The 15,006-nt window shown below is 54.9% G+C and carries 14 protein-coding genes and 1 pseudogene; 9 read left to right on the forward strand and 6 right to left on the reverse strand.

Translation table 11 applies throughout. The features are described 5' to 3' along the window. Positions 1 to 83: 83 nt before the first annotated feature. The 6 genes from RBH71_RS12620 (at position 84) to RBH71_RS12645 (ending at position 6,732) form a co-directional block, all read left to right on the forward strand. Positions 84 to 890 (forward strand): ABC transporter permease, encoded by an 807-nt coding sequence (locus RBH71_RS12620; protein ID WP_323687351.1) that lies wholly within the window; start codon positions 84 to 86, stop codon positions 888 to 890. 9 nt (positions 891 to 899) lie between these two features. Continuing rightward, complete coding sequence (locus RBH71_RS12625) at positions 900 to 3,116, forward strand: glycosyltransferase family 2 protein (RefSeq protein WP_111800031.1); 2,217 nt, start codon at positions 900 to 902, stop codon at positions 3,114 to 3,116. 102 nt (positions 3,117 to 3,218) lie between these two features. Continuing rightward, positions 3,219 to 3,605, forward strand: a complete 387-nt coding sequence (locus RBH71_RS12630) for a transposase (protein WP_323687352.1) — start codon at positions 3,219 to 3,221, stop codon at positions 3,603 to 3,605. Beyond that, positions 3,602 to 3,955 (forward strand): IS66 family insertion sequence element accessory protein TnpB, encoded by a 354-nt coding sequence (gene tnpB / locus RBH71_RS12635; RefSeq protein ID WP_323687353.1) that lies wholly within the window; start codon positions 3,602 to 3,604, stop codon positions 3,953 to 3,955. The genes RBH71_RS12630 and tnpB overlap by 4 nt, the downstream gene beginning before the upstream one ends. Before the next feature lie 69 nt (positions 3,956 to 4,024). Beyond that, positions 4,025 to 5,596 carry an IS66 family transposase gene (gene tnpC / locus RBH71_RS12640; RefSeq protein ID WP_323687354.1) on the forward strand — a complete coding sequence of 524 codons (1,572 nt, stop codon included), beginning with the start codon at positions 4,025 to 4,027 and terminating at the stop codon, positions 5,594 to 5,596. Between the two features lie 146 nt (positions 5,597 to 5,742). After that, positions 5,743 to 6,732 (forward strand): hypothetical protein, encoded by a 990-nt coding sequence (locus RBH71_RS12645; protein WP_323687355.1) that lies wholly within the window; start codon positions 5,743 to 5,745, stop codon positions 6,730 to 6,732. Between the two features lie 84 nt (positions 6,733 to 6,816). Here RBH71_RS12645 and RBH71_RS12650 read toward each other — a convergent pair whose 3' ends face one another. Continuing rightward, positions 6,817 to 7,605, reverse strand: coding sequence for a DUF4394 domain-containing protein (locus RBH71_RS12650; protein WP_323687356.1), 789 nt, complete (start codon positions 7,603 to 7,605; stop codon positions 6,817 to 6,819). Between the two features lie 204 nt (positions 7,606 to 7,809). Here RBH71_RS12650 and RBH71_RS12655 point away from each other — a divergent pair, with 204 nt between their 5' ends. Together RBH71_RS12655 and RBH71_RS12660 are read left to right on the forward strand one after the other, a co-directional pair. Then, positions 7,810 to 8,355: a sigma-70 family RNA polymerase sigma factor gene (locus RBH71_RS12655; RefSeq protein WP_111788558.1), complete on the forward strand. Its 546-nt coding sequence runs from the start codon at positions 7,810 to 7,812 to the stop codon at positions 8,353 to 8,355. Next, a complete protein-coding gene (locus tag RBH71_RS12660; RefSeq protein WP_111803096.1) occupies positions 8,352 to 9,056 on the forward strand; it encodes an anti-sigma factor domain-containing protein in 705 nt (234 codons plus the stop codon). The genes RBH71_RS12655 and RBH71_RS12660 overlap by 4 nt, the downstream gene beginning before the upstream one ends. Positions 9,057 to 9,183: 127 nt before the next feature. On the opposite strand, the gene bdcA is transcribed toward RBH71_RS12660, so the two are convergent. Further along, complete coding sequence (gene bdcA / locus RBH71_RS12665; RefSeq protein ID WP_211380715.1) at positions 9,184 to 9,891, reverse strand: SDR family oxidoreductase; 708 nt, start codon at positions 9,889 to 9,891, stop codon at positions 9,184 to 9,186. A gap of 81 nt (positions 9,892 to 9,972) precedes the next feature. Between bdcA and RBH71_RS12670 the strand changes: the two genes are divergently transcribed. Then, positions 9,973 to 10,569, forward strand: coding sequence for a TetR/AcrR family transcriptional regulator (locus RBH71_RS12670; RefSeq protein WP_111803094.1), 597 nt, complete (start codon positions 9,973 to 9,975; stop codon positions 10,567 to 10,569). Positions 10,570 to 10,638: 69 nt separating this feature from the next. Here the strand turns inward: RBH71_RS12670 and RBH71_RS12675 are convergent, their stop codons facing one another. The 4 genes and pseudogenes from RBH71_RS12675 to RBH71_RS12690 form a co-directional block, all read right to left on the reverse strand. After that, the gene (locus RBH71_RS12675) at positions 10,639 to 11,124 is read right to left on the reverse strand and encodes a cupin (RefSeq protein ID WP_111803093.1); all 486 of its coding nucleotides are present in this window, start codon (positions 11,122 to 11,124) and stop codon (positions 10,639 to 10,641) included. A 689-nt stretch (positions 11,125 to 11,813) separates the two neighbouring features. Next, a complete protein-coding gene (locus tag RBH71_RS12680; RefSeq protein WP_323687390.1) occupies positions 11,814 to 12,980 on the reverse strand; it encodes a flagellin in 1,167 nt (388 codons plus the stop codon). Positions 12,981 to 13,262: 282 nt separating this feature from the next. Beyond that, a pseudogene (locus RBH71_RS12685) lies at positions 13,263 to 13,658 on the reverse strand (flagellin); the annotation flags it as partial. Between the two features lie 693 nt (positions 13,659 to 14,351). After that, entirely contained in the window at positions 14,352 to 14,876 is a 525-nt protein-coding gene (locus tag RBH71_RS12690; RefSeq protein WP_038495529.1) for a GNAT family N-acetyltransferase, read from the reverse strand. Between the last annotated feature and the right edge of the window lie 130 nt (positions 14,877 to 15,006).

Below are 15,006 nucleotides of genomic sequence, written 5' to 3' on the forward strand. Positions count from 1 at the left end.
GAGAAATACCATCGTGCTGTTAATGACGACGTAGACTCGTTGAGAGCTTACTTCTAGAGCACTCAGATTGTAGGTGAATATATTTGAGCTCTGAAATTATAGCCTCGCGCATTCGAGTCCTTGAGGCTCTCCGAGAAAAAAGGAACGTTATGAAGGCCGTGTTGTTGCGCGATATGAGAACGCGCTTCTTTAATCACGGCCTGGGTTTCTTATTGGTATCGCTTTGGCCACTTGCACATATGTTAATTCTTCTGGCGATTTACACCTTTGTGGGCAGAAATACGCCTTACGGCGAGAGCTTGAATGTGTTTTTTGCGACGGGATTAATTCCAACCCTTATGTTTATGTACGTGTCGCGATTCATGTCTTTGTCGGTGTTGCTTAACAGGTCGATGCTTGCGTTTCCTGTCGTAACGGTCGTTGACATAATGATGGCGCGGGCTTTCCTCGAGATCATTGCTGCATTTTTGACACTCATTTTTATGTTCGTCATTTTGCTCGCTCTTGGAGAATCGCCTTTCCCAGTCGATCCGTATCAAGCGGCGTGTGCATATTTTGCGTCCATGCTGTTGGCGATAGGATGCGGTTTTCTGGCTGGCGTTGTCGTTATGTTCCTGCCGTTTTTTGCCACGATCTATGCACTGATGATGGTCGTAGTCTATCTGGCTTCAGGCACACTCTTTGTATCGTCGGCGATTCCTGATCCTATTGCCTATGCACTCTCTTGGAACCCAATTTTCCATGCCGTCGAATGGATGCGCGCGGCATTCTATCCTGACTACAACTCGAAGTGGTTGGATAAGACCTACTTAATTATCTTCGGCTTGCTTTGCCTTTGCGCTGGACTTGCGCTTGAAAGAATACTTCGAATGAAAATGCTTGAAGGTTAGCGACAATAGATGGCTATGAGAATATTACCCAGTTCAGATCTTGCGCGCAGACTTTCGCCAACCGGCGACGGATGGCGCTCCGTTGATGACGATCCTTATTTTGATATCCGTTACGGCGCGCTACGCGAGCCTGTCGTTGTCGCCTTTATTCACTCGGAATCTGAAACTCTAAATCCACGCGTTTATCTCAATCGTGGGCACGGGTATCGTGAAGACGATGCGATCGATGTAGCGCCCAATCGCAGCTTCATACTTATCGCAGATGTTGGGCGATTCGGTACGGCCAATTCGATGCGGATTGATCCTGCGAACTACCCATGTGAGTTCTGCTTTTCGGTGGAGTCATATCCTACAAGAATAGCAGCGCAGGCTGCCATTCGTGAGAGAATTTCCACAGACATGGGAGACGCCACCATTTGGGATATCGGAAAACTTCCTCGTTTTCGGCTTCCTAAGCTGAAACTAAAATCACGGCGTTTGAAGTCTGATACGGCGAGGTTTGTTGCAACGCAATATGAGCTAGCCAGTTCTGTTAGTGTATCGGCTCCGCAAGATGGCGTCTGGTTGAGCGTTGTGGTGCCGGTCTATAACGCGCCGGCGCGCTATCTCGATGACCTTGTCCGCTCTTTCGAAGCCCAAGATTTACCTGGGACTGAGTTGATATTTAGTGACGACGCCTCCACTTCTCTCGAGACCGATGCGTGGTATAAAACTCGATCTTTCGAACAGAACGTGCGTCTTGTGAGAAATGATCAGAATAGAGGGATCGCGATTGCAACAAATTCCGGACTGAAAGAAGCAAGAGGCACGTGGGTCGCGTTTCTGGATCATGACGATATGGTCGCGCCTCACGCTTTCAAAGTCATTTTAAAGGCAATCAGAGAAAACCACGACACGGATTTCATCTATACGGATGAACTCGTCGTTGACGACAGGCTTGAGCCGCTTGGGTTGATGCTCAAGCCAGCTTACGATCCGGTGTTATTGACTGGCGTCAATTACATAAATCACTTTTCCATTTACCGTCGGGAACGACTGGAGGCACTGGGATATTTGAGAACCGGGTTCGACGGTTCGCAGGATTACGACATGCTTCTACGCTATCTGGAAGGCGTGCCGGTCGAGAAGGTCCTGCATGTGCCTTACCCGGCCTATTGGTGGCGACGTACGAACCAGAGTTACTCACAACGTTTTCTAGATAAAGCGACTCAGGCGGCACGCGCCGCGATTACGGAGCGCTATGCGCGGGAAGGTAAACTCGTCAGTGTCTCCCCTGCACTGTCACCATCGCTGCACAAAGTGGAGTTTGAAGGGCTCAACGAACGTGGGTGGCCGAAAGTATCGATCATTATTCCGAGCTGCAACGGGTTCGACCTGATTAATATGGTACTTGAGGGACTCTACCAACGCACGGATTATCCAAATTTTGAAGTTGTCGTCGTTGACAACGGCAGTACCGATGAGCGCGTACTTGACCTGTATAGGAAATACCAAGACGAGCGTAGCAATTTCACGGTAGATGTACAAAAGGAGAAGTTTAATTTCTCTCGTGCGATTAATCGCGGGGTGAGGTTGGCATCAGGCGAGCATTATCTTCTCCTTAACAACGATATCGAAATCATCGACATGGGCTGGTTAAAGGAAATGGTCGCATGTTTGCATTTCGAATCCACAGGAATTGTCGGTGCAAAACTCCTGTATCCCAGCGGACGACTGCAGCACGCGGGCGTAATTGTTGGGCTGGGTGGTCTTGCGGGTCACTGGTATCTCAACAAGCCATCTGATTTTGGCGGCCCTATGAACAGGTTGCATTTGCGCAACTCTGTAACGTGTGTCACGGGCGCTGCGATGTTGATATCGGGCCAATGTTTCAAGGAGGTTGGTGCCTGGAATGAAGAACACTTTGGCGTGGCATATAACGATGTGGATTACTGCATTCGTGCACACAATCTAGGGTTCGGTATTATCTGGACACCGTTCGCGTGCATGTATCATCACGAGTCGGCTTCACGCGGTTCAGATAAGGCACAAAGACATCAGGCGCGTTTTGCTCTTGAAAAAGACAATCTGCGCCGCCTGCATCGAACCGATACGTTCTGCGATCCAGCCACTAATCCAGGTTATGGAAGGTGGCATTCGGTGCCTGACCTGGAGATTCCGACTTCCCTCGCAAACCCTCGTGTTCGTCAGACGCGACAGGGAGCCGCTTTTTTCGAGATTTGTTAACCGAGCCACTAAGAAAGGCGTAACCGGTGTTCTGCCCCCGCATTGTGCGCCGTCGCCTGATCTGTGATCGACGTTCCATGGATGAAGAACGGGAGTTTCTCCATGGAGACTACATTGGAGTTTCTCACATCCAGGAAGCCTGGGCGTGAGGTTCACCGGCATTGGCCAAACGAGGTCAAGGCGAAGATCGTATCAGAGAGCTTGAGACCTGGCACGACAGTCAATGAAGTTGCGCAACGATATGGATTGCGAGCCAACAGCCTTTCCACCTGGCGGACGATGGCGCGACAGGGCAAGCTGATCCTGCCAGCACCAGAGGATGCGGTAGAGTTCGCGGCGGTGATCGTCGATCCGCCTTTTCCGGAACTGCCGCCTAAAACGGTTGGTCGCCCCGAGATCGTCCTCGGTCCCATCACGATCCGTCTTGAGGAAGGCGCGTCTGAAGCCCGGATCGTCGCCATCGCTCTTTCCTTGGCAGCGGCGACATGATCTTTCCATCGAACCGCGTGCGGATCATGGTGGCGACCAAACCCGTGGACTTCCGCAAGGGGCATGATGGATTGACGGCACTGGTGAAGAACGAACTGCACAAGGACCCGTTTACCGGAACAGTCTTCGTGTTCCGGTCACGCAAGGCGGATCGATTGAAGCTGATCTACTGGGATGGCTCTGGGATCGTCATGGCCTACAAACGGCTGGAGGAGCACACCTTCACCTGGCCAGGCATCAAAGATGGGCTGATGACGCTGGCCCACGCCCAGTTCGAAGCCCTGTTTGCGGGCCTTGATTGGCGGCGGGTTCATGCCGTTCAGACGAGAACGCCGCAGACCGTCGAATAGCTGCGGCAAGATGACTCAGCACGGCAAATTCCAAAGGCAAATCGGCGCGGGATTTGATAGGTTCCAGCCATGCTGGACGCCGCCGATCTTCCCGACGATGTTGCCGCCCTGAAGGCGATGCTGATTGCGGCCCAGGTGCGCGCGGCAGACAAAGACGCCCAGATAGCCATTAAGGAAGAGCATATCGCTCGCAAGGACGAGCGGATCGAAAGGCTTGAGAAGCTCGTCGCAGCCTTCAAGCAGGCCGCCTTCGGACGCAAATCCGAGAAGACCGATCCCGACCAGTTCGATCTGGCCCTGGAAGACCTGGAAACGGCCATGGCCGTGATCCATGCCGAGGATGAAGCAGACGCTCCCACAGGAATCAGGATTGCCAAACCACGCGCGATCAATCGTGGCTCTCTTCCAAAACATCTTCCCCGTGTGGAGGAGGTGATCGAGCCGGAAAGCTTGATCTGCGCCTGCGGCGGTTGCCTTCATTGCATTGGGGAGGATGCCTCCGAGCGGCCGGATGTCGTCCCGGCGCAGTTCCGAGTTATTGTCACCCGCCGTCCCAAATATGCGTGCCGTGCCTGCACCGACGGCGTCGTTCAGGCCCCGGCTCCAGCGCGGCTGATCCAGGCAGGACTACCGACGGAAGCGACCGTCGCCCATGTGCTGGTCTCCAAATATGCAGATCACCTTCCGCTGTATCGGCAGGCTCAGATCATGAGCCGCCAGGGCATCGATCTCGACCGCTCCACGCTCGCCGACTGGGTCGGTCGAGCAGCGTTCGAATTGCGCCCCGTCTTCGATGCGCTGATTGCCGACCTGAAGCGCTCGACCAAGCTGTTCATGGACGAGACCCGTGCTCCGGTCCTCGATCCCGGCTCGCGCAAGACCAAAACTGGATACTTCTGGGCGCTGGCGCGGGATGACCGACCGTGGGGCGGCGGTGCTCCGCCCGGCGTCGCCTTCACCTATACGCCTGGTCGCGGGGGCATTCATGCAGAACGGATATTGCAAGGCTTCTCCGGCATCCTGCAGGTCGATGGCTATGCCGAATACAACAGGCTGATCGCTCCTGACCGTGTCGGCCCGTACATTCGGCTTGCCTATTGTTGGGCACACGCCCGTCGCAAGCTGGTGGAGATCACCCGCAACGGATCAGCACCCATTGCGGAAGACGGCGTCAAACGGATCGGAGCGCTGTATCGCATCGAAACCGAGCTGCGCGGCCTTGATCCTGACGCTCGCCTTGCAGGTCGGCAGGCACGATCAGCGCCACTCGTCGCAGACATGCAGGCGTGGCTCATCCATCACCGTGCCCGTGTTGCGTCAAAGTCCCCACTTGGCGAGGCTTTGGCCTACATCGCCAAATACTGGGATGGCCTGAAGCTCTTCCTGAGCGACGGTCGCGTCGAGATCGATAGCAACAGTGTCGAGCGCACCATTCGGCCGATTGCCCTCAATCGGAAGAATGCACTCTTTGCCGGACACGATGCCGGGGCCGAGAACTGGGCGACCATTGCCTCGCTTGTCGAGACCTGCAAACTCAATGCCGTCGATCCGCTGGCCTATCTGACAGCGACGCTCACCGCCATCGTCAACGGTCACAAGCAGAGTCGCGTCGATGAGCTTTTGCCGTGGAATTATGCGTGACCCGACGTGTGAACAAAGACCAAAAATCGGCAGAGATATTCGGTCGGAGCGGGGCGGTAGCTGCCTCTTGCTGTTCCCTCTAGCAAGGCGAACCGAGTGCAGATACAAAGCATCTCGTCGATGAACATGATAATTTTTGGTGCGACATGCAGGTTGGCCTTAGGATGGGTACTGCCGTTGATCCCCGTCGGCTAAATTGGGATGGAACAGCTGCGCGTCCCATGGTCTGGACGGCCTGGTATCCCGCTGACGAGAGTTCTATCGCTCACAGACCCTTAGAGAAGTCCTGGTTCAGGAAAGAACCCGTTGCCGTCAATGCGCCGGCAGCTCGCTCATACAATACGTTTCCGCTGGTTCTCCTGTCTCACGGGACAGGAGCTACGGCGGCGGGATTGGAGTGGCTAGGCTTCCGGTTAGCTCAACGCGGCTTTGTGGCGTTAGCGGTCAACCATCATGGTCACACTGGCTCCGAACCTTATCGCGCAGAGGGTTTTCTTTGCATGTGGGAGCGAGCGGATGATTTGAAAGCCATTCTCAATGAGCCAAGTTGGCGTGGTGCGCTGGGCGTAGAAACAGACGAACGGGTCTTCGCTGCTGGCTTCTCGGCTGGCGCATATACAGCTCTTTTGCTGGCAGGAGCCCGCATTGCATTTTCACAGTTTGAGCCAGACAACCCAGAGAAGAGTCCGATCCGAGGGCCACGAGAATTTCCAAATCTCGCAGATGAACTGCCAAAACTCTATGAAAACCCGGTTTTTCAAATTTCTTGGGACCGACGACGAACCGACTTTTCTGACAGCAGAATCCGCGCTGCGTTCGCAATTGCTCCAGGCCGTTCTGTCCTGGGCTTCTCGCAAGATAGTCTTCAGGTTATCAACAAGCCTGTCCAACTAGTCGGTGGTGACGAAGACACAGTCGCACCGCCTGGACAGTGCTGCGACTGGCTATCCCAAAACATCCCATACTGCAGGTCTGAGATTTTGACTGGTGGTGTCGGTCACTACACGTTCCTTCCGGAAGGATCGGAAATCGGACTAGAGGCAGCGCCTGAACTATTCATTGACCGAGAAGGCTTGAGCAGAACCGCAATTCACGACCACGTCGCGACAAGAGCTGCAGAGTTCTTCAAGGTGTGAGCGGCACGTCGCTTACAGAAAGGCCGGCCCGCACAACCGGACCAGCCCTTTCTGACAACTAAAATCCCCAGTCTACGACCCCAATCACATCGCGGGAAGAACAGTCATATCGCGCAAGCCGTTGTCTGCGCCTGTGATCCCGTCGATTTCGGTGGCAGCGCCGGTTTCGAGGTTGACGGTGTAAAGCGTGTTGCCGGCGGCCAGGTATGCGGTGTTCTTGCCGCCTTCCTCGCCGTGGATATCGAATGCGTAGGTCGCCGGCATGTCCTTGAGGCCGAGCTTGCCGATTGCCTTCAGTGTGCCATCATTCGGCTTCGTCTGCTGAACCAGGGCGCCGATGGTCGCGTCGATATTGTACATCGCCGTCTTTTCCGGCTTGCCGATAGAGTTGGTATAGGCGGCGGCAACGATGTTTGGCGCTTCTCCCTTGTGCATGTCGCCATCTTCAAAAGCCAGTGTTCCATCAACCGTCACCGCACCGGTATCGGGATGCACGCGGTGATTGGTCGTGCCGGTCATGAAACGAAGACGATCCGCTGCCGGGTTGAAATCGACCACAACAGGCGCTTCGGTCATGGTCAGCATCTTGTCCATCTTGGCCACATCGGTTGCAGCACCTGTCTCAAGGTTGATGGAGACGATGCGGTGGTCCGGCGTCACACCGATGACGGTCTTGTTCCCGGGGCGAAAATCGATACCAACGAGCTTGTCGACGCCGGTGACATCCATTGTCTTTGTGACGGCAGGCTTGTCAGTGTCGAACATGACGAGCGTCTTGTCGCCGGTCAGCCCGAGGACCGGTGCTGAAACCGCGATGCTTGCCGATGCTGCGAAAGCGGCGGAGGCGATCAGAGTGGAGCGGATGATATTCATGGTGTTTCTCCCGTGCGTTGAACCGTTCGGAAGGCGTCCAGCGGTTGGTTTTCGACGCTTCCACAGTTCAAGACACAGGGCAGGGTGCATTTGGATGCAGGCAGTGAAAAAATATTTGCGAGATGCATCCATATGCCGCCACGATGGGTATTATGCCCAAGTCGACCATGCTGGCGATCAGACGTTGAAAGGTTTCAAATGCAGATGGGCTCCGTGCCGGACGATCTACACAGGGCGCTCACTGCCTGCGCAAAAGGGGACAAAAACGCATTGCGTGCGATTTTCGATCGCGAGGCAGGCCGGCTGATTGCAGTGGCAGAGCGCATCGTCAAGCGCAGGGAACTGGCGGAAGAGGTGGTACAGGAGAGCTTCGTGCGCATCTGGACCCATGCGCACCAATACCGGGCAGATCAGGGATCGGCGCGCGGCTGGATTTACGCGATCGTCAGAAACCGGGCGCTTAATCTTCTGCGCGACAGCAGGCGTGAACTCCCCGTGGAGGATGTTGAAACGCTCCGCGATGGCGCGCATGCAGATGAAGTGATGGCCGCATGGCAGAAGCTTGATCGGAATTCACGCCTTTATGAATGTCTCGGCGGTCTTGAGGAGACAAAGAGACAGGGCATCCTGATGGCCTACGTGGCCGGATATTCCCACGGCGAAATCGCTGGCCGGTTGCGCATTCCGCTTGGAACGACGAAGTCCTGGATCAGGCGCGGCCTCTCGGCGCTTCGGGAGTGCATGGCATGATGATGGAGCGCAAAGATATTCCCGCCATCGCCGATGACTATGTATTGGGCTTGCTGGAGACCTCCGAAGCCACGGCTGTTGAGGCGGCAATGGAAACGGATGGCGAATTGCGGGCGGCAATCGCGGCCAGCCGGGAGCGTTTTCTGCCACTGGATACCACCGTCGAGCCGGCAGCCATCAAGGGCGAATTGTGGAGCAATATCGAATCTCGCCTGCCGCTCCAGTCGAAATCAGCATCCCTCAAGCCCACCCACACGGCAAACGACAACAGCACAAACCGCTGGCGCGCCATTGCCGGGTCCGCCATTGCCGCAACCGTTGTGCTCGCCGCCGGCCTCACCTTTAGCCTGACACGCACAACGGAGCCGCTGGTGATCGCAGTCCTCGTCAACGAGACGGGTGAAGTTCAGGCCGTTGTTGAGGATTTCGGCAACGAAAGAGCAACCGTGCGGATGCTGGCCGATTTTGCAGTGCCTGGAGACAAGACGATCCAGGTATGGACATTGCCCTCCAGGGAGGTTGGCCCGGTCTCGCTCGGCCTGATCGATGGCGTCCGTTCAGCGCGTCTCGATGGACCGGCTTTGCCAACCCCCAGAAGCGACCAGCTTTACGAGATCACGCTGGAACAGGCAGGCGGATCACCAACAGGAAGGCCAACCGGCCCAATCCTGGCAAAGGGCTTCGCGCGAATGCCGCGATAGATCCGCTAAAGGTCCAACCGATAAGATCGCGGCGAAATTTCCTTCGCCGCATTCTATTCGCCGGTTTCGGGAGCAGCAGCATCGTGATGTCCCGAAACCTGCCGCAAACAATCAGGCAATCTGCTTATCAGGCGCCAAATGCGCCATCGATCGTGTGCATCGCGCCCGTCACAAAACCGGCTTCAGGCCCGGAAAGCCAGGCCACCATGCCGGCCACTTCCTCCGGCCGTCCATGGCGCTTGAGTGCCATGAAGCTGTGCATCAGGTCCCTCATCGGCCCGTTTTCCGGGTTCGCATCGGTATCGATAGGGCCGGGCTGCACAACATTGATGGTGATGCCGCGTGGCCCGAAGTCGCGTGCCAAACCGCGCGCCAACCCCTGCAAGGCCGATTTGGAAACGGCGTAAGAGGCCATGCCCGGCACCGGCATCCGGTCTCCATTGACCGAGCCGATAACGATAATCCTGCCACCGTCAGGCATCCGCCGCGCCGCCTCCACAGAGGCGTGATAGGGCGTCTGGATGTTGATCTGAAACAGACGGTCGATGGCATTAGGGTCCTGCTCGAGAGCATCGCCAAAAATGGCAATCCCGGAGTTCACGATCAATATGTCCAGAGGACCACTGTCACGCACTACGCGGATGACTTCGTCGCGGTTAGCACTGTCCGCCCGTATGGCAGTGCTGCCCGTCTCCTTCGCCAGCTCTTCCGCCGCACCTTGGGACGCGCCATAGGTGAACGTTACCTTTGCACCTTCGTCTGCAAACCGCCGCACGATGGCTGCGCCTATGCCTCGGCTGCCGCCGAGAACCAGAACGGATTTTCCTTGAAACACGAGCACTCTCCATGACCTTGAAAATTAATTTAATGATCGATACATAAATACCGAATAACTCACTCGTCAAGATATTATGTAATGACCGATACAAAAAACATTCGCTCCCGCGGCCGTCCGCGCCGTTTTGATCCTGATCAGGCTGTGGCCACGGCCAAGCAGCTTTTCCACGCGCGTGGCTTTGATGCTGTCGGCGTCGCGGAGATCACCTCGGTGTTAGGCATCAACCCGCCAAGCTTCTATGCCGCCTTCGGTAGCAAGATGGGCCTCTACAAGAGGGTTCTTGATCTCTATGCCGGCACGGAAGTAATTCCTCTTGCCGATATCCTGCGGCCGGATCGTCCGGTTGGCGAGTGCCTTGCCGCGTTGCTGGAAGATGCAGCAAGGCGCTATGCCGCTCATTCCGCAGCCCCTGGCTGCCTCGTTCTGGAAGGTACGCGCTGCGATGATGAAGAGGCGCGTGCCGCAGCCAGCGTTTTTCACACGGCGGCAGAGGGCGTTATCCGCTCTTATATCGCCGTGCGTTATCCGGAGAAGGCAGAGCGCCTTGCGGATTTCGTGAGTTCAACCATGGTCGGCCTCTCCGCCATGGCGCGGATTGGGCGTGACGTGAAGCGGCTCCTGAGTATTGCGCGCGTTGCGGGGGGAGCGGTGAAGCAGGAGCTTTCCGAGGCTTGAATCTCAGAGCAGTCTCAATACTTCTTATTAGTGTAGGAAGCTGGCAGGTTTCGAAAACCCGGCTCATTCTCACCAGAGATCGATCAGGCCACCTGATGCTCCGTGCACGGGGTCGGTCGTCGGCTTTGGCAAAGACTTTATCTGTGCAAGCATCGCACTGGTTGGTGCAGACGTCTGAACATCGGCCTCCTGGCCGGGTGGATAAGCGCCGACAACCTGAAAATGGGCAGAGGATTTCAGCTTCATGTGGCCCGTACCGGCTGGCAAAACCAGACAGTCACCTTGCGTAACGTGCAAGGTTTGCCCATCCGGCCCGCCAATCTGCAACGTCGCTTCACCGCCCCCCACGCCCAGAACTTCATGCGCGCCGCTGTGGTAATGGTGATAGGCAAACACACCATTGCGCCAGATGCCGCGCCATCCGTTTCGTGCGAACAGTGCCTCGAAAGCAGCGGAATCGAATGGCGAGCTGACTTGCCGATAGATGATGACAGGGAAGGTCTGGTTATTGGGGATCCGACAGCTTGGATCGAAAGTGATTTTTTCAACTTTCATATGAATGTTCCTTGGGTATTTGGTCGGCTTAAGACCCTTTAAGCTAGCTACCACTTGTTCCGCCGCCAGAGCGAGGTTGGCCAGCCATTCGCGCTACGATTGGATAAACGTGCCGGCGCAGCAGTTCCATCAGTGACTATGATAACCCAAAAGTGGTCGCGGGAGCATGTTCGCGGATGATGTTCAAGGTATGGGGCTATGGCGACACTGGTCAGCAATATGCACAGCTTAATATTGTACGAGGTTTCGCCGTCATCGGCTTGAGTTTTGTGGCGAGGGGCCCCTCGATAAATTTCTTAAAGATTTAACCTCCTGCAACGATCACAACCGAAAGACGATTTGTATGGTGATCGCAGCTCGAAATACTGAGCTACAAACAAGCTGCGGTCTAGGGAAGAATCGTGTCCAAGGCAGCGGACGCTGCAAGAATGAACAATAAAATCCGCTCACTACTGCGGCATTTTTGTGCGTGCGTCGTATTCAAAAAGAGGCCTGTCGCTCGCAATACAGCGACGAGGCCTCATGCCGCGGCCTGTTTCAGGGGACGCGCGGCGGCATTTTTTATCGCTTGCGACTCATATTTGCAATCTATCTAAAGTATCAATCAGGAGAACACCTTGCGACTGTTTGGGAGGGGCGGGCCAATTGAACCACAGCGGCGCGGCGACTTTCAATCGATCGACCCGGAACTAGCGAAATAGATCGAGGATGGTCTCCGAGCGGCTGTTTGCGATTTGTAGCGATTGAACACCGAGCTGCTGCTGGGTTTGAAGGGCCTTCAGCCTGATCGATTCCTCATTCATATCCGCATCCACCAGGCGGCCAATTCCCCTGCTAATCGAATCTGAGAGGCTTGCGGCGAAACCCGCTTGCAAATCAATGCGGGTTTGAATTGCTCCGAGCATAGCTGCCCCGTCAATCGAATTGGCTGTCACATTTTCAATATACGTTATGTAGGTATCGATCAGATCGTGGTTCTTTACGATGTCAAGGTCGAGTAAATTTAGGGTGGAGCGTGGTTCGTTGCTAACCCGGATATTATCGAAGTTGATTCGTGTTCCAGCACCCCATTGTCTATCCACATCTGGATTTGACTTGATGACAACCGACCCTGCGTCAGCTTGAATAATGAGATCTGGCCAGTCTGTGCCAAGTAAGGCTTGCATTAGAGTAGCCATGTCCTCTGGCGACGAGACCTTGCCGTCGTCGCGGTTCAGCACTTCATTCACGTAGTGCCGGTTAAACGAATAGGAAACAGGTGAAGAACCGTTCACTGAAAATGTGAAGCTAACATCGATGCCGGCTTCGTCCTTTCCATCCCTATGAACGATAAATGGCTCGAAGTTCAGCGCGACGCCTGAGCCACGAAATCCGAAATCGAGGTCTGGCTGAAGGCCGCCTGTACTGACGCCAACGCTGTTGACGGCGGAGATCTCGACATAGGAGCCGTATCCGTGCTGCTGAAGCGTCGTGATTGCTATCGCTTCTGGATCGTGGATCGGAGGGGAGCCTGTCAATCGGTTAGCCGATGCTGACGCACCAAGTGACACGAGCTTTGCGTTGAGCACCCCGGCAAACTGGGTATTCGTAGAGACGATCCCGCCTAGCCCGACATTGTAGGCATCGACATCTGCTTTGGTAATGGTGACGGTTGCGGGGTAACCACCATAATAGGGTCCGGGAAGTTCCTGGATGTTGCCAGTAGCCCCGGCATGACCATCTGGATTGGAAGCCTCCTTGTCCAAGATGATTGTAAAGCTGATCTCAGCTCCTGGCTGATTGAAGTCCAAAGGTGTTGCAGCCGGGAACTTCAGAAAAACAGTGCCTGCGCTTCCCAATTCATATCGGGGAACCATATATCCCGAAGATCCATCAACGCCGTCATACGCTGTATAGTCGCTCACGATAGCCTCAGGATTCGACGTGGATATCAAGGATCGAAGTCCGCCGATTGTTTTTATGTCCCGCGCGTCTGCCTGAAGCAGCCCGCCGCCCGTGCTGTTAAAGAGCGATATCTTCGAAAGATCGATACCTATCGTTTTGACGGAGACGTCGGACGCCGAGCGCACGAACGAAGAAGCGACCGACGATCTATTCAACGCGCTGTCATATATGTCGATGATGTTGGTATTCAGCCAATTTTGACCGCTGAAACTCGCGGATTCTGCGGTGCTGACAATCTGCTTTTTTAGTTGATCCAACTCAGTCTGGATTTTCGTCTTATCCACACCTTCGTCGGTTGCAGCGACAAGCTTTGATTTGAACTTGTCCAGCACGGCGATAACTGAATCGATACCCGCGTAAGCAACATCAACCTTTGCCGCGCCAAGGCCAAGTGTGTCTTGAACCGCAGAGAGTGCACCATTGTCGGAGCGCATGGTTGTTGAAATTGACCAATATGCCGCGTTGTCGGAAGCCGTTACCACCCGTAGCCCAGATGACACAGCTTTTTGGGAACTCTCCAAGCTGGAAGATATTGAGCGAAGGGTTTGCAGCGCAGAGATGGCTGCACTGTTGGTCAGGATTGATGCCATGTACAAGCTCAGAATTTGCTAGAATCGGGCTCTTCATGAGCAATTTTTAATGTACTAATACAAGCATTTGGATGGTTAACGAAACGTTGTCAATGTGTTGTCAGGACTAGCAGCCTCCTCCCGTTTTCGCTCTCAGGATGTATGCTGCCGCGATCATTGCTGTCATCGCGCGTTGGAGTAAGCCTGATCCTGCCGTTTTCCTGGAAGGGATGAATGTGGGCTTAGGGTTTGTCAAAAGTCAGCGATCGACCGATACAAACGCGGACATCAAACCAGGTTTTGTAGGCGTGGAGGTACACCTTATCGTATCTGATCGGCCGCCAGAGGCGCTCGACGAAGACGTTGCCGCGCCACTCTCCCTCGGCGTCTAGTGAGGTAGCGCTCTCAGCATTCCTTTATTCAAAATTTAAATCGAATTCCATCGGAACGTCTTCAGACGCCAAGAAGGCCGGCTAGGTCTACGGCACCGCTGTGGTTGCCGAGGAGGACTTCGCGCGTCGGTAGGGCGTCGCAGGATGTTTCCTTCTGTGGCTGAAACCTAATTACCTCCATGAGATCGCGGCGATGTCCGACCCGGAATTCAAGCGCGAGGATGACCGCTGGTCGTATTCCTGCGCCATGCTGAGGGAGCTGATTTACCGCGCGGGCAGATCATAGAGCCTGAGTGACGTCCGCGATGGATAACGCAGGTTGTTAGGGATAGCATTTTTCGCTGATATAGAGATAGCGATCCACGAGCGTACCGCGGAGCCGTTTCTGATAGATTTCTTTCCTGTCGTGCACGCGTTGCGCAACCTTTTGCGAGGGTATGTTGTCCGAGCTGGTGATACTGACCACTCTGCGCAGACCAAGATTTTGAAAAGCATAGTCGCGGCAGGCGATCGCCGCCTCGGTTGCAAAACCCTGTCCCCAGAATTCGCGCCATAAATGATACCCGATTTCAGGCTCGAACCCCGCAGGGGTTTGCTGTAGCGTAATCCCGCAATCACCGATGACCTCGTTCGATGTTGCATCGACAACGGCCCATAGACCGAAGCCATGGCGATTGTAGCTGTCGAACGCGAGTTGCTGAAACCATGCGCGCGTCTCTAAATGCGACTTGATGCCAGCATAATATTGCATACAGACGGCGTCGCTATAAATCCTGGCGAGAAAAGCGAGATCGGCCTCCACGATTTCGCGTATGTGCAGCCGTTCGGTCGTTGTAATGAGGGGCACGTGACACTCCAGTGTGTTCAGGAATTTTTGCGATCGGGTATCAGGCCGTAACCAAAAATCAGGAGGTGACATGATGTCAATTAACCCGGGTCATGCACGATATCTTGGAGGCCCCACACCGTTTGTAACT

The organism is Rhizobium sp. AN68, assembly GCF_030758035.1.
GTDB classification, from domain to species: Bacteria; Pseudomonadota; Alphaproteobacteria; order Rhizobiales; family Rhizobiaceae; genus Agrobacterium; species Agrobacterium tumefaciens.

Bases quoted from the DNA above. Each gene is read 5' to 3' on its own strand.
- RBH71_RS12630 (WP_323687352.1), top strand. From the start codon at position 3,219: ATGGAGACTACATTGGAGTTTCTCACATCCAGGAAGCCTGGGCGTGAG.
- RBH71_RS12680 (WP_323687390.1), bottom strand. From the start codon at position 12,980: ATGGTTCCCCGATATGAATTGGGAAGCGCAGGCACTGTTTTTCTGAAG.
- tnpC (WP_323687354.1), top strand. From the start codon at position 4,025: ATGCTGGACGCCGCCGATCTTCCCGACGATGTTGCCGCCCTGAAGGCG.
- tnpB (WP_323687353.1), top strand. From the start codon at position 3,602: ATGATCTTTCCATCGAACCGCGTGCGGATCATGGTGGCGACCAAACCC.
- RBH71_RS12675 (WP_111803093.1), bottom strand. From the start codon at position 11,124: ATGAAAGTTGAAAAAATCACTTTCGATCCAAGCTGTCGGATCCCCAAT.
- RBH71_RS12660 (WP_111803096.1), top strand. From the start codon at position 8,352: ATGATGATGGAGCGCAAAGATATTCCCGCCATCGCCGATGACTATGTA.
- RBH71_RS12645 (WP_323687355.1), top strand. From the start codon at position 5,743: ATGCAGGTTGGCCTTAGGATGGGTACTGCCGTTGATCCCCGTCGGCTA.
- RBH71_RS12625 (WP_111800031.1), top strand. From the start codon at position 900: ATGGCTATGAGAATATTACCCAGTTCAGATCTTGCGCGCAGACTTTCG.
- RBH71_RS12650 (WP_323687356.1), bottom strand. From the start codon at position 7,605: ATGAATATCATCCGCTCCACTCTGATCGCCTCCGCCGCTTTCGCAGCA.
- RBH71_RS12670 (WP_111803094.1), top strand. From the start codon at position 9,973: ATGACCGATACAAAAAACATTCGCTCCCGCGGCCGTCCGCGCCGTTTT.
- RBH71_RS12655 (WP_111788558.1), top strand. From the start codon at position 7,810: ATGGGCTCCGTGCCGGACGATCTACACAGGGCGCTCACTGCCTGCGCA.